Source organism: Photobacterium toruni, from assembly GCF_024529955.1.
Lineage (GTDB): Bacteria > Pseudomonadota > Gammaproteobacteria > Enterobacterales > Vibrionaceae > Photobacterium > Photobacterium toruni.
On the sequence record NZ_AP024854.1, the window covers coordinates 1,032,373 to 1,046,922 of the forward strand.

Consider the following 14,550-nt stretch of genomic DNA (forward strand, 5'->3'; position numbering starts at 1 on the left):
TAAAAGATTTGAATCTATGCATAGTATCGATCTTTATTTAAAGAAGGAATATTTGTAAAAATTGTTTGCGAATAAAAAAGTGATTAAATCTGATTGTCAGCGGCGATTTATTTTTCAAAATTGGACTTCATCGCCCTCATGAGTAGAATAGCCGTTCACAAAATTGATACGTTTTTTGAAAGGCACGGTTATAAATGGGTAATAACGCGATGAGAAGTAACTTTGAGTTGTTAGCTCCAGGCGGTGATATTGAGTCGATTAAAGCGGCTATCGTTGCGGGTGCGAATGCTATTTATTGTGGATTAGATAATTTTAATGCCCGTAATCGTGCAACGAATATTACTTTTGAAGATTTAAATGGCATCGTTCGTGTTGCGCATCAACGCGATTGTAAGATTTTTCTTACGCTTAATATCATGATCTTAGAAAGTGAAATTCCAGCTGTTATTCGATTATTAAATAAATTAGTTAACACTAAAATTGATGGTGTGATCTTACAAGATTTAGGCTTGTTTCATCTTATTAAACAGCATTTTCCAACGCTTGATGTTCATGCATCTACGCAAGTAAATAGCCATAATGAAGGTCAGATTTTATTTATGGGGCAGCTTAATGCAAGCCGTGTAAATTTATCACGTGAACTTAACATTAAAGAAATAAAACATTTAGCGCAGTTTGGTCATCAGCACAATGTACTGATGGAAGTATTTGTGCATGGCTCATATTGCATTGGCTTTTCAGGTTTGTGTTATATCAGTTCGGCTAAAAATGGTAACTCGGGTAACCGTGGTCGTTGTAGTCAGCCGTGTCGAGATCAATACCAAACTACGGCGGTTGGTAAAGATTATCCGCTCAATATGAAAGACAATTCTGCGTTTTCAAATTTAGAAGAACTTGCAGATGCTGGCGTATATTCATTAAAGGTGGAAGGGCGCATCAAAAAATCACATTACGTTTATACCGTAGTGGATAATTGGAGTCGTCAACTAGACAATTATTGTAATCAAAAACCGCTATTGGCAGATACGCGTGAACTATATACCGTATTTAATCGCGATTTTTCTAACTCATACTTAATGGGTGATATTAATAAAGCGATGTTTATCGATAATCCGCGTGATAATTCAGTCGATCATTTTGCACAGATCGCGAATGCGAAATCTGAAACTGACATTCAAGCGGTTAAACAAAAGTTATATGATGATAAAACGACGATCATCCAGACTGTTGAAGAACGAATTGCAGATTTAGATATTAGCTTATTAGCATTAGAGTTGACGATTATCGGTCAAGTAGAACAACCATTGACTATTCGAGTAACAACGCCATTGCAGCAGTTTGAGGTCGCTTCTACGTCGTTATTACGTCAGTCCGATAATACAGTGCTTGATAGTGATTGTTTTGAAAAACGCTTCCGTAGCTTAAATAATGGCGAATACTTATTATCACCGATGGATTTAACGCAATTAGCGGCTGATGTGGTGGTGCCGTTTAAAGAATTAACGCAAATGCGCGATCAGATTGCGTGTGTATTAAATGGCAATCAACCATTAGTTGAGCCTGTAGAGTTAGCTAAAGCCGTTCGTAAACCACAAATGGAGATCACATCACGGTTATCAGTGTTGATCGCTAACTCTGCTGATATTGCTGCTGTGAGCCAACCAGAGACTACGGTGTATTATCAATTACCGGAAGCGATGGCAATGGAAGGACTAAAGTTAGTTGCTCTGTTCCAAGAAAATCCGCATCTTATTCCTTGGTTCCCAGCAATTTTGATTGGTGATAACTACCAAGCAGCAGTGACGTTTCTAGAGCAAGTGAAGCCATTACGCATTGTGACCAATAATAGTGGTGTAGGGTATGCAGCGCACCAGTTAGGTTTAGCGTGGATAGCAGGTCCACAAATGAACATCAGTAATAGCTTGAGCCTTGAGTGCTTGCAGCAAGAATTTGGTTGTGTAGGGGCGTTTATTTCTAATGAGATAAAACGCTCGCAAATTAAACCAATTACTGCGCCAGCTGGGTTTGAATTGTATTACAGCATTTATCATCCAATGATGTTATTAATGAGCCGTCAGTGTTTATTCCATCAAACTGTAGGCTGTAAGAAAAAGCGTTTTGACGATAAGTGCTTACGCAAGTGTGATAAATCAGCATCGATCATTAATCTGACTGAAGCGTCATTTGTGGTTGATAAACAGCGCGGTGATCATAATGCGTTATATAATCCAAACAACTTTTTAAATCTTGATATTGTCGATGAGATTAAGAATAAGTTTACGGGCTTTATGATTGATTTGCGCGATATTAAAACTGACACTCAAGTGACAGTAACTAAAGCGGAATTGACGGCGTTATTTAATCAGTATGTTGCGGGTAATAATGAACTTACACGTAGTGAAATTGAAGCGGTTGTTATTGGGAATACCTGTAATCAGTACATCAAAGGCTTGTAATAACGAGTGGTGAAGATAAGACAGTATTCAGTATAATAAAGCCCCGCAGGAGATGATCCTGCGGGGCTTTTTATTATCTAAATAATAGCGGGCTATTAATTATTTTTTAGCATTTTCTTTTAGGAAATCAAGTACAAGTTTGCGATCTTTTTCGTTTAGACCTGCACGTGGGAACATACTGTTTGTAATACCTTTCCACTGCTTGTAAGTGAAGTCACTTGGGTGTGGTGCTGCGTGACAAAGGGTACAGCTACCGTAGAATAATTTCTCACCAGGTGATTGCTCAGGACCACTTTCTGCGGCAACAGCCTTTAAGCGCTTACCTAATTGTAATGACCAGATATCAACTTGATAATCAGTCTTAACAATTTTCGGTGGTGTATAAGCTTGGTTTGGTGTTTCTACATCAGTACATTTCTTAAAGTAAGCTAAACAGGTGTTTGCACTGGTTGCTTGTGCTAAACCACTGGTTGGCTGGCTACTTGTTAGCATGTTGATTGAGCCTGAATTACAACGGCCTTTGCTATCAAGTTGTAGCCACGCACCTTCATGGATGTAAATAACACCAGGCATTGCTTCGTCAGTGATACGAGCACCAGCTAGCAGTACACCACGATCATTGTACACTTCAACCACATCGCCATCTTTTACGCCACGTTCTGCAGCGTCTTTTTTATTAATGAGAACGATTTGACGACCATCAACAGATTCGTAGCTATTCACATCAGCATTTGCCATTTGTGAGTGCAAACGCATCCATGGGTGTGGACTTAATACGTGTACTTGACCTTTCTTCGCATTACCTAGCCATTCAAAAGGTGGAATCCACTGTGGCATTGGTGGACAACTATTTGCTTTAAATCCAGCAATAGTTGAGCTATATAATTCAATTTTACCACTTGGTGTATGCAGTGGGTTCTTAATTGGATCAGCGTAGAAATCACCGTGACGTACAAAGCTATTTGCTGCTACAGGTGTTGATACGTGAGTGATACCATTTTGCCAGAACGTTTTGAAATCATCTGTTGCATCAGATGCTTCATAAGAAGCTTTAACATGTTGGTACATAGTTTTACCTTCGGTAAACTCTTTATGTACGTTAAACATGAAAGCAAGGCGTGAGAAGATTTCGTAATCATCTAAGCTTTCACCTACAGGCTCAATAACCTGACGCATAGCGTAGATTTTATTATTGCTGTAAGTACCGCCTGATGAAATATCATCACGTTCAAGTGTTGTTGTGGTTGGTAAAACAATATCTGAATACTTAGCTGTTGCACACCACCAAGGTTCATGACAGATGATAGTATCGATATTATCGTTAAGCGCTTTGATTAATTCATTAGTGTCTTGTTGGTGAGACAGTAAGTTATTACCTGCGTTATAGATAAGTTTTGCTTTTGGTAGGGTTAGGTTTGAACCATCACGAGTATAAGCCTTACCAGGGTTTTTCAGCATATCTGAAACCATAACCACTGGGCATGTCTTCGTGATAGGGTTACGACCTTGTGATAAACCGATAGGCATACGCTTACCAGATGCAGGCATACCACCATTACCATAGTGCCAGCTAAAGCCCGCACCTTCACCTGGCTTACCAATTTTACCTGCAATCGCTGCAAAGTTGATAATAGCCCAGTGGATCATCTCACCGTGGTCAGCACGTTGTAGTGCCCAACCTGCTGCAATTTGGGTACGTTTAGTTACACAAAGTTCAGCAAGCTCTTTAATTTTAGCAGCAGGTAAACCTGTGATCTCTTCAGCCCACTCAGGTGTTTTAACAACACCATCTTCGTCACCGATTAAGTAAGCTAGGTATTTATCAAAGCCAACTGTGTATTTATCGATGTAAGCTTTATCGTGTTGACCTGTTTTGTATAAATGATAAGACATTGCAGTAAATAGCGCAGTATCCGTATTAGGACGGATATTGATCATTTCACTACCAACGGCTTTATCTGTTTGGGTTTGTTGAGGGTTTATAGAGACAAACTTAATCCCTTTTTCCTTAAACGCTTCCCAGTGTTTTTGCATTGAGTGATCGGCTACACGGAATTCTACACGGTTAGTTTTCCAAGGATCACAACCGATGAAAAGCACGACTTCAGTATTCTTTTCAACAATTTCCCACGCAGTTTGTGGTGAATATACTTCCATATCACCAATAACGTGTGGAAGAATTACTTCAGAGGCACCTGCAGAGTAGTCACCCGCACAAATACTTTGACCACCAATAAGGTTGAAGAAACGACCTTGCAGTGTTTGTGGGCGGTTAACACCACAATGTGACCAACCACCGTATGACGAACTAAATACCGCTTCGTTACCGTGTTTTTCAATAGTACGAGCGATACAGAATGCTGTTAACGCGATAGCTGTGTCCCAGTCAACGCGAACAAAAGGTTCTTTACCACGAAGATGAGGATTGTGATTGCCTAGTGGATCTTCTAATAGTGATTTACGCACCATTGGGTATTTGATACGCGTATCGTTATAAGTACGGCTTAATACACCTTTAGTTAACATTTCTGTTGGGAAAGGGTCGACATCATTAATTGGCTGCACACCAATTAATGTCCCGTTTTTTACAACTGCTTTAAACGGACCATAGTGAGTAGCTGATGGGATAGTAATTGTATCAGAAGCAAATACTTTTCCAGCAGGAAAAAGGGTGAGTCCGTTAGCAGCGATGGCCGTTGCTACTGAACCTTTTAAAAAGTTACGACGTGATAGGGTCATGTTTATATTCCGAAGACAAACCGAATAAGTAAGCATTTAAATGACATGATAATCATTATAATAGTTATCGGTATAGTGATCTATTATTTGACTTATTTCTTGATAGGCTACACGTAAATATAAAATATATTAGACTGCTAAATGGAAAATAAGTTACCACAAAAAGGCACTACTATTTGTAATGTTTAATGCTCTATATAAATAGAAAAATACTTAGCACAGCAATTAAAAATGGATTGATAACTATTCTCGATACCAGTAATTCAAATCCCTCTTTACCGTATGACTAACGGTATTTGTGTTGGCTAACACATTGATTTTATATTGTTAACCTTGTTTTTAATTAATAATAATTACATTATCCTATTTAAGGTAAAACATTATTTACAAATCAATTATAATTAGAGTACTAAGTAAAAGGTATTTTTTATAAATTGCAATAGGTTAATATGTTTGATTGTGATTAGAATATTTATTTATATTAATCAATCGCATTGCCCTGTTCATATTCAAATGTTAGTTTGTGCGCAACTCTTTTTTTTAACGTTGTTTTGACGTTTAATTCATTTTGGACCATCCATGAAGAAACTATGGCGTTTTTTAGTAAAACCAAGTAGTCGTTATTCAGTATTAGCGATTGCTGTTGTCTGTGTGATAATCACATTGGCAGGTGTGTTTACCTTCCACGAATCGATAAAGTTTAGTTCGACTACCGAGTTTTGTACTTCATGTCACTCAATGAAAGAAAACTACAACGAATATAAAACTAGTATTCACTACAAAAATGCATACGGTGTACGCGCTGAATGTCGTGATTGTCATATTCCTGAAAATGATCCGATTGCCTTCATGAAAGCTAAATTGGGTGGTGTGGGTGATATTTACAGCGAATTTATCAGCAAAGATATTGATACACCGGCTAAATTTGAAGCGAACCGTTTACGCATGGCACAAAATGTTTGGCGTATGATGGCTGAAACGAATTCAGCAACATGTAAGAGTTGTCACTCATATACTGCAATGGATCACGCTAAACAATCTCCAGCAGCAGCAGCGGCGATGACAACAGCAGCAGCAAAAAATATGAACTGTATTGAATGTCACAAAGGTATTGCGCACCAGTTGCCTCATATCAATAATGACTTCCAAGCAACGTTTAAGCAGTTGACTATTAATGCTGGTGAAGCACCTGCGGCTAAAACACTTTATACGTTAGCATCGAAGAAATTGTATACCACTGATTCAGCATCAGGTGATGCACAAGGTCAATTATACCCTGCATCAAAAGTTGAAGTGCTAGGTACAAGTGGCGACATGATTAAAGTACAAATTACAGGTTGGCAGCAACAAGGCTCAACAACTGGTATGTTAGTACAAGACATGGCGAAGCAAATTCAAACCGTATCTCTAAATGCAGATCTACAAAAGTCAGCAACTATTCTAAATACAGTGAAAGCTGAAGATGGTCAGATATGGCAGCAAGAACAAGTATCTGCATGGATCACTCAGCGTAATATGCTAGCGAGCATGAAGCCTATTTGGGCTTACGGTAAAGAAATTCTAGATGCAAGCTGTAGTCAATGTCACGCAACGCCAGATCCAAAACACCTAACAGCGAATGGTTGGGTTCAGGGTCTAAAAGCAATGCAACAATACTACATGCTAAACAAAGATGAAGAGCGTACGTTACTTAAGTACCTTCAAGATAATGCGAAAGATGCTGCTGTAGCAGCACCACAAGTAGCACAATAAATCTTGATATAACACACTCTAATTATTGAGTAATTTAAAGCCTGCGCTCTTGCGCAGGCTTTTTTGTATCTAGTGATTTTTATTGATTAATGATCGCTGTATGTATTTGGGGTGAGAGGTTATCACCCAGCGCATGTAGCTCAGGTAACATACAATGGATTAGATGGAGTTGTTGTAATACCATTCGAGCAGAGGTGCAATCTTCATCTCGCCATTGGCCTAAACGTTGTTCTAAATTTAGATCTAATGATGGCGATGTTTCAACAAGAGAGCCATTAAGTTGTAATGAAATACACTCCAAATGGTTATGAATAATACGGTGAGCTTCTGAGACTAATTGATGAGTGTGGTTATCTTGCAGTTGAGTACGATGTGCACCCAGTGCAGAGATATAGCTCAACATTGCATGGTTTAATGTCAAAAAACGGAAACTTTTATCAGTATCTATTTGGTATTTATCGGGTTCTGCTAGCATATTATTGATAGCTGTACTCAGCTGTGCATCTTTATTGTGGGCTTCACGACGTGCAATACGATAATTCATATTATCGCGTTTACCAATACGGTATTGAGCAATGATTTGTGCTAAATAATCTTTATTTGCAAGCGTCGCCTCTGCCATTACTTTATGTAATCGCTTTGATTCCCAATCGGGTAAAATAAAACTAACGGCTAATACTGCTAACAGACAGCCCAATAAAGTATCACCTAAACGTGGCAAAATAACGGCAAATCCTTCGCCTAATTGGTTAAAGCAAAACAGCACTAATAATGTAATAAAAGCGGTTGCCCAATCATATTTAACCGTTCGAAATGCAAAAAATAGAACGCCCATTAATACCATTAATACAAGTTGACCTTCTTGTCCTGGGAATAAATACAGCAGTGGTATACCTGCAAGTAAGCCCCCTAATGTACCAATAACGCGCTGTACTAGCTTTTGACGGGTTGCACTGTAGTTTGGTTGACACACAAAGAGGGTCGTTAATAAAATCCAATACCCACGTTGCAAATCCAGCATTTGAATAACCCCATAGCCTATAACCAGTGCTGTTCCTAAACGAATCGCATGACGAAATAACATTGAATCTGTATTTAACTGACAGCTAATACGTTTCCACATTTCTTTTACACTATGCGCTTCAGTATCAACGAGCTTAGTATCAATTTGTTGCTCAATGTGTTCTGCATCTGGATTATTAATATTTTGTAGTTGGCGTTCTACGGTGGCTAAATTATTAAACAAATAATCTAATTGATTAAGAAGTAGTCGCCATTGTGGGTTGTTTTGTTGCTTGAGGTAATTCAGTGATTGCTGCAATTCATCTAGCGCATTGATGCAGTCAGTACCATGATGATAAGCCTTACCTTGCTTAAGTGCATCTGCAATACCATGGCAAGCTATTGCTTGTACATGTAATAAACGTTGGAAACGAAACAAGACATCGCTGCGTTGAAAAGCTGACGCCAGTTCACGATAGCGATAGTGTGATGAACTTGCGCGTTCATGAATATCTTGTGCCATAAAATAAATTTTAAGGAATTTATCACTTTGACCACGACCTGCGCGATGCAATAGGGTTATTTTGACGGCATTTAAGGCATTAACCACTTTAGCATTTTGTTTTGCTGCTTGAATGCGAAATGGGTGCGAGGTGAGGTCAACCACCGGTTCAAATAATTTACTTTTATTATCCAGGTAATAACCAAACTCGGTGAATACATTTGCCAGCCCTTGTTGAACAGGTTGATTGGGCCATAAAATATGCCATAGCAGAGACAGTATTCCATACCAACAGGCACCGGCTAAAAGTAACATCGGTTGATACCACAGTTCGGTACTACTATTTGCACCAAGCATGGTGTAAACCGCGAGTAATAATGAGGCAAAAGCGATATTGGCATAACGAGGGCCCATTGCTCCCAACATAATAAAGCCAAAGGTTGAACTAAATAAGCCGATTGCAAATAAAAGCGGGTAATCAAATAGAATTTCTATAGAAAGAGAGGCAATCAAAAAACAAATTAAAGTAATGGTTAGACCTTTAATGCGGCCGGTTAAATTATCATCAGATTCGGCCAGTGCTGCTGCAATAATACCAAGCACCAGCGGGGTGACGGCGTGATTAGCGCCAAGATACCAGCAGGGTAATACAACACCAACTAAAGCAATCAATACTCGAATCGAATAATTGATTCGGTCATTAACCCAATATTTGCGGAATTTTACATGTAAATCTTTAGTTTGCATGGATATTAACAATCTTCTGATAATAAGGAATGGTGAAGACGATAGAATCATCTAACGTTATAAAAACGTGACTAAAGATAACAGATATCTTGTTATTGCCGAGCAAAAAAATAAACTTTTAGCGGGTGGCATAATATTTAGTCAAATAGACGTTTCAATGCTATGGCTACACGATAGTTATTGGTACTCTAAGCAACATTATCCCGATAACGGGTGACAAGTAATGATTCAATTGAGGTTGGTGACGAAGTTATCAGCCAGTAATGAGTGTTACAGCCTAATTAAAGCATGGAACAATTGGTGGGATCACAATGCAATTAAGTGCCAGTCGACTAGCACAATGGCTAGTTCAAGGTGATTATTACAGTATCGCTTTAGACGGTAATAGCTTGGTATTAGATAGTCAGACTTCTTCTGATGTTATCTCTTTTGATGACTGGGATGGTTCAATTGAAATCCATCGCGGCGTATTATGGGGTGCGTTTGAGCTTACGTCTTCAAACCAACAATACTGTTGGACAGTTCATGGTTTACCTTGGCACGAATGTAAGTCTTTCGCGGCATTTTTAGTCCGTAGCTATCAAGATTGGGCGCAAAGCCGCGTTGATAAATTAGATTCGATATTGCCTGAAATGTTGCAGCGTATTGCACTTTTTTCTAATAAATCTGGTTATTTACGTCACTCTGAACATCATGAATTACATCAATTCCTTAATGATGGATTAGCCGATACTGAATTAACTACAGAGCTTGCGGCAACATTTAGACCTTGTAGTTTTGAAAAAATATCACCTTGGCTTGGTGAGCACCAAGCATGGGTTGATGAACATAATAAACAATGGTTAATTCAACAATCTCAAAAATGGGGTTCGTGGTTTGATAGCTTTGAGACATCTCCGTTAAATGAATCACAACGTTTAGCCGCACTTGTTAACCAAGACTATAATTTAGTTCTTGCAGGAGCAGGAACGGGTAAAACAAGTGTACTCATTGCACGAGCAGGCTATCTTATTGCGAGTCAAGGTGCGAAGCCTGAAGATATTCTAATGTTATCATTTGGACGTAAAGCGGCTGAAGAGATGACGAATAGACTCAAAGAAAAGGTCAGTGATAGCGTTAAAGTAGCGACTTTCCATAGTCTTGGTTCACAAATTATTCATGATGTAGAACACGACAAACCGAATGTTGCATCGATTACATTAGATACTCGCGCCCGTAGTGCATGGCTTGCACGTATGCTAATTGAACAATGGAATAATTCAACGTCAGCAAATAAATGGCAGCGTCATCTTACACAGTGGCGAGTACCTGGGTTTAGTAAAGAAAACTCGATGGAACAACAAGCTGAAAATGAACAATTACAAGCTTGGGTATGGCGTCATATTGAGTTGCTTGGTCAGTCAGGCATGAAACAAGAAGCGTTGCTTGAGGCGATTGTAAATAATAATAATAACCCAGCAATGCGACCACGAATGAAAAGTGAGTTAGCATTACTATGGCCATGCTATCAAGCCTATTTACAGCATCTAAAAGTGAAGAAGCAAATTGATTTTAATAGCATGATCGAAGTGGCTACTGAGTATGTTAAAACCGGTAAATTTATCTCACCATGGCGTTATGTGATGGTTGATGAATACCAAGATATTTCACCGCAGCGATTAGCGTTAATTGAAGCCTTATGTCATCAAAATATTGAAGGACATTCAACACCAACATTATTTGCTGTTGGCGATGATTGGCAGGCTATTTATCATTTCGCCGGTGCTGATGTTAATTTAACGACTGATTTTGAAGGTCGTTTTAGTCATCCATGTATTACTGAACTTTCAACTACATATCGCTTTAATAATATGATTGGCGAAGTTGCAAATGTCTTTATTCAACAAAACCCATGCCAAATTAAGAAGCAACTTACTAGTTTTACTAAGCAAAGTAAGAAGGCGGTAACTTTATTGGCAACAGACTTATTACCGCAAGAATTAATTCGGTTGGGTAAATACTACGAAAATAAGACAACCACAGTATTGATTCTTGGGCGTAATAATAAACAAAAACCTGATAAATTTGATACATGGAAACATCAGTGGCCACAGCTTAATTTGGAATACATGACTTGTCATTCCAGTAAAGGCCGTGAGGCAGATTATGTGTTTATTGTTGATGTTAATAAGGGTATTTTCCCTTCACCTGATCGTGAAACAGGGTTAGCGGCTATTATGCAATTGCGCACTGAAACCTATAATGACGCAGAAGAGCGCCGTTTGTTCTATGTTGCATTAACACGTGCTAAAAAACATGTTTGGGTCTGTGCTGATCCAGATAAAACGTCACCGTTTATTAATGAGTTAATTAAAGATAAATACCCCGTTAATAATAAAATTAAACGTACTAAGTAAACATTATTAGTTCATTGAAGCCCTGTTATTATTCTTGCTTGTTGTTATAGCTCTAATAAGAGCAGGGCTTTTTAGTGTTTAATTTTTACATCATGAACTGACATGAACAACGATTTTACCTGAATGAGTACAGTTTTTTAATTCAGTTAATGCGAGAGCTAATTTGTCAAATGGCACTATTTTTTCAACCATACTGTGTAAATGACCATTAGCAACCCATTCACTGAGGTTATTACCAATATCCGCTAGATGAGTTATGTGCTCAGGATTGCCATGAGCATAAGTACCATGAAGAGCGACTTCGTGAATACTTAGCGCTTTAGTTGTTGCGAGCAATGGTACTCGGTCAAACTGGTTTGCGACCATAACGATATGGCCATTATAGCGGATCAAGGCGCTCATTATGCTGCCTGATTTTGCTGAGATACAATCAATTACGCCATGCAATAACCTATCTTCAGTTAGCTTTATCAGTTCAAGTGCAACATTTTGTTGAGGGCAGATAACGGCATCAATACCATAGCTAAGTAGTCGTGAGTGGTGTTGTCGTTCTGCTATCGCATAGACATGTGCACCTGCAAGCTTGGCTAATTGTGACGCAAACCCGCCAACGCCACCTCCGGCACCTGTGATTGCAATATGTTGTCCCGCCAGAACCTGTAATTTATCGTGTACTGCTATCCATGCACTGTAGCCTGCGCAGGGAAGAGCGGCTGCATCAGTAAATGATAATGCGAGTGGAATGCGACTAACAGCAATGGCTTTTACGCAGATATATTCTGCAAACCCACCGGCTGTACGAGGATCAGCAAAAAACATGACTCTGTCATTAATATTGAAGTGGTGAACATTTTCACCAACACTTTCAATACTGCCTGCCACATCAAGCCCGATAATTTGAGGGTAATTCCAAGTGGCATATCCCCAATCAGTTAATTTGTAATCGATAGGGTTTAATCCTACCGCCGCAACTTTTACACAAATTTCATCTGCGGTTGGCTTTGGTTTATTGGTCGTTGTGAGTGATAAGGCTTGAATCCCATTAGGCTGTTGTAAAATCCATGCTTGCATAGGCGACTCCTTGATGTACTACCTATAACCATATAATGAATTATTTTTTTTGCCTTAAATTTATTGTTTAAATAATAATAAAAAGCCTTCGTTATAAGCGAAGGCTAATTAGAAATGGATGATAATAGCTGAAACTTAATCTAGACGTTGTTTAAGGTAAGCATCATAGTCTGGAATTTCGATATCAATTTCTTTATCAAGCAATGGTGACGTTATTATAAAGTTAGCACTAGCGCGGTTCGTTGCTACGGGAATATTCCATACAGCAGATATACGTAATAATGCTTTTACATCAGGATCATGCGGTACAGCATTAAGCGGATCCCAAAAGAAAATCATCATATCAATTTTGCTTTCTGAAATTAATGCACCAAGTTGTTGATCACCACCCATCGGGCCACTGATTAAACAAGTGATGGATAAACCTGTTTCTTTTGCAAGTAAATGGCCGGTTGTTCCTGTTGCATAAAGCTCATGGTTAGCTAATTTTTGTTGGTGCTCCTTCACCCAGCGAAGTAAGGCCGTTTTGCAATTATCATGAGCAACTAAAGCAATGTGTTTTTTAGCTGCCATTTTACGTGTAGTGGTAATCATGATATTCCTTTTGATATCAAGTTAATCTTGATGAAGCTAGGTGATAATGTTTATAAGTAATAATTACTGGTCAACATTGTATTCCATATTAGGCTAATTTTTTGTGATAGCCCATAAATTATTGATACTTATGTTTATAGGATTAAGCTTGTACTAAAGTTATCGACTAATATGGTGATCATTTACGTAGAATGAAGGTCTAAATTCTGCGGGTGATAATGAATCACGAATAACATTTGCTGGTAGATGTTGTGGTGTTAAATCAACAAGTAATGGTGAAATATCCAGTGCTACTGTTTTGTTCTCAAGATAACGAACGGCTTGATCTACTGAGAGTCGTGCTTGCTCTACCATTTTATCTGTCGGTGCAAATAATATTTTATGGCGGCGTAAACCACGATAAACGCCATGGCTTAAATAGGTCGATATAATTTTAATGTTAGTTATATTATTTGTGCGTAATTCACTAATTGCAACTTCAGCAGCCACTGCGCCACCAACGATATAATCGATGTCTTTATAGTCAGTAAATAATTGCTGTAATAAATTGCGCTGCAGTTCTTTACTATTATCGGCCCATAATGTAGTCACAATTTCAATATCACTATTAGCAATTGCGGATTTAAAACCTTTAGTTACAGGTTTAGTACCGCCACGTAATTGTGGGCCAGGAAGCCATGCGATACGCACTTTACCTGAACCTTTAGGGTGCAATTTAGCAAGGTAAGTGCCAGCGGCTTTACCCATGTCATACCAATTAACCCCAACTTTTGCTTTTATATGTTGTCGAATATCGGGATCGGTAAAATCGATATCATTAGTCATTAAAAAGACTGGGATATTACCAATCAATGTTGATAATTTACCGTTATAAGCTTGAGCGTCAACAGTACCTAAAATAATGGCATCAGCCCCCCAACGGTGACAAGCAATTAACTGGCTTTGTTGTTTTTCAAGGTTACTATAACCGCCAGCCTCAAATACTTTCAGGGTAATACCAAGCTTTTTAGCTTGCTCAACCATCCCATAATTGATCGATAACCAATAAGAATCTTTTAAATGTGGGTACACTGCACATATCTTCCACGGTTTTGTGACCGAGGTTAAAAAAGGATATTGAATTTTGGTTGGTTGCTTATCTGTTTGAAATGGAGGTTGGTATGAAATTACCTCCAGCGCAAACGCGGATTGAGCAGAAAAAATCATCAAAATAAAAAATAAAATGCGCATTATTACCAACATTATTTAGGTTTAAAGCCATATCGCTGGCAAAATAGTACCGTTTTATTGT

At 38.5% G+C, this 14,550-nt stretch carries 8 protein-coding genes; 3 read left to right on the forward strand and 5 right to left on the reverse strand.

The features are described 5' to 3' along the window. Positions 1 to 194 precede the first annotated feature (194 nt). On the forward strand, positions 195 to 2,456 hold the full coding sequence (locus OC457_RS05065) for a peptidase U32 family protein (RefSeq protein WP_080173628.1): 2,262 nt from the start codon (positions 195 to 197) through the stop codon (positions 2,454 to 2,456). A 99-nt stretch (positions 2,457 to 2,555) separates the two neighbouring features. On the opposite strand, the gene OC457_RS05070 is transcribed toward OC457_RS05065, so the two are convergent. Continuing rightward, a complete protein-coding gene (locus OC457_RS05070; RefSeq protein WP_080173629.1) occupies positions 2,556 to 5,195 on the reverse strand; it encodes a molybdopterin-dependent oxidoreductase in 2,640 nt (879 codons plus the stop codon). 579 nt (positions 5,196 to 5,774) lie between these two features. Here OC457_RS05070 and torC point away from each other — a divergent pair. Then, positions 5,775 to 6,947 carry a pentaheme c-type cytochrome TorC gene (gene torC, locus OC457_RS05075; RefSeq protein ID WP_080173631.1) on the forward strand — a complete coding sequence of 391 codons (1,173 nt, stop codon included), beginning with the start codon at positions 5,775 to 5,777 and terminating at the stop codon, positions 6,945 to 6,947. 79 nt (positions 6,948 to 7,026) lie between these two features. Here torC and yccS read toward each other — a convergent pair whose 3' ends face one another. Next, positions 7,027 to 9,198, reverse strand: a complete 2,172-nt coding sequence (gene yccS, locus OC457_RS05080; RefSeq protein ID WP_080173633.1) for a YccS family putative transporter — start codon at positions 9,196 to 9,198, stop codon at positions 7,027 to 7,029. A 311-nt stretch (positions 9,199 to 9,509) separates the two neighbouring features. On the opposite strand from yccS, the gene helD reads away from it, so the two are divergent. Further along, positions 9,510 to 11,594 (forward strand): DNA helicase IV, encoded by a 2,085-nt coding sequence (helD, locus tag OC457_RS05085; RefSeq protein WP_080173634.1) that lies wholly within the window; start codon positions 9,510 to 9,512, stop codon positions 11,592 to 11,594. A gap of 90 nt (positions 11,595 to 11,684) precedes the next feature. Here the strand turns inward: helD and OC457_RS05090 are convergent, their stop codons facing one another. The 3 genes from OC457_RS05090 to torT form a co-directional block, all read right to left on the reverse strand. Next, positions 11,685 to 12,665, reverse strand: a complete 981-nt coding sequence (locus OC457_RS05090) for an alcohol dehydrogenase catalytic domain-containing protein (RefSeq protein ID WP_080173636.1) — start codon at positions 12,663 to 12,665, stop codon at positions 11,685 to 11,687. A 135-nt stretch (positions 12,666 to 12,800) separates the two neighbouring features. Continuing rightward, positions 12,801 to 13,259, reverse strand: a complete 459-nt coding sequence (locus OC457_RS05095; protein ID WP_080173638.1) for a methylglyoxal synthase — start codon at positions 13,257 to 13,259, stop codon at positions 12,801 to 12,803. A 159-nt stretch (positions 13,260 to 13,418) separates the two neighbouring features. Further along, positions 13,419 to 14,489, reverse strand: coding sequence for a TMAO reductase system periplasmic protein TorT (gene torT, locus OC457_RS05100; protein WP_080173639.1), 1,071 nt, complete (start codon positions 14,487 to 14,489; stop codon positions 13,419 to 13,421). Positions 14,490 to 14,550 lie beyond the last annotated feature (61 nt).

Bases quoted from the DNA above. Each gene is read 5' to 3' on its own strand.
- OC457_RS05095 (WP_080173638.1), bottom strand. From the start codon at position 13,259: ATGATTACCACTACACGTAAAATGGCAGCTAAAAAACACATTGCTTTA.
- torC (WP_080173631.1), top strand. From the start codon at position 5,775: ATGAAGAAACTATGGCGTTTTTTAGTAAAACCAAGTAGTCGTTATTCA.
- OC457_RS05065 (WP_080173628.1), top strand. From the start codon at position 195: ATGGGTAATAACGCGATGAGAAGTAACTTTGAGTTGTTAGCTCCAGGC.
- OC457_RS05070 (WP_080173629.1), bottom strand. From the start codon at position 5,195: ATGACCCTATCACGTCGTAACTTTTTAAAAGGTTCAGTAGCAACGGCC.
- yccS (WP_080173633.1), bottom strand. From the start codon at position 9,198: ATGCAAACTAAAGATTTACATGTAAAATTCCGCAAATATTGGGTTAAT.
- torT (WP_080173639.1), bottom strand. From the start codon at position 14,489: ATGCGCATTTTATTTTTTATTTTGATGATTTTTTCTGCTCAATCCGCG.
- helD (WP_080173634.1), top strand. From the start codon at position 9,510: ATGCAATTAAGTGCCAGTCGACTAGCACAATGGCTAGTTCAAGGTGAT.
- OC457_RS05090 (WP_080173636.1), bottom strand. From the start codon at position 12,665: ATGCAAGCATGGATTTTACAACAGCCTAATGGGATTCAAGCCTTATCA.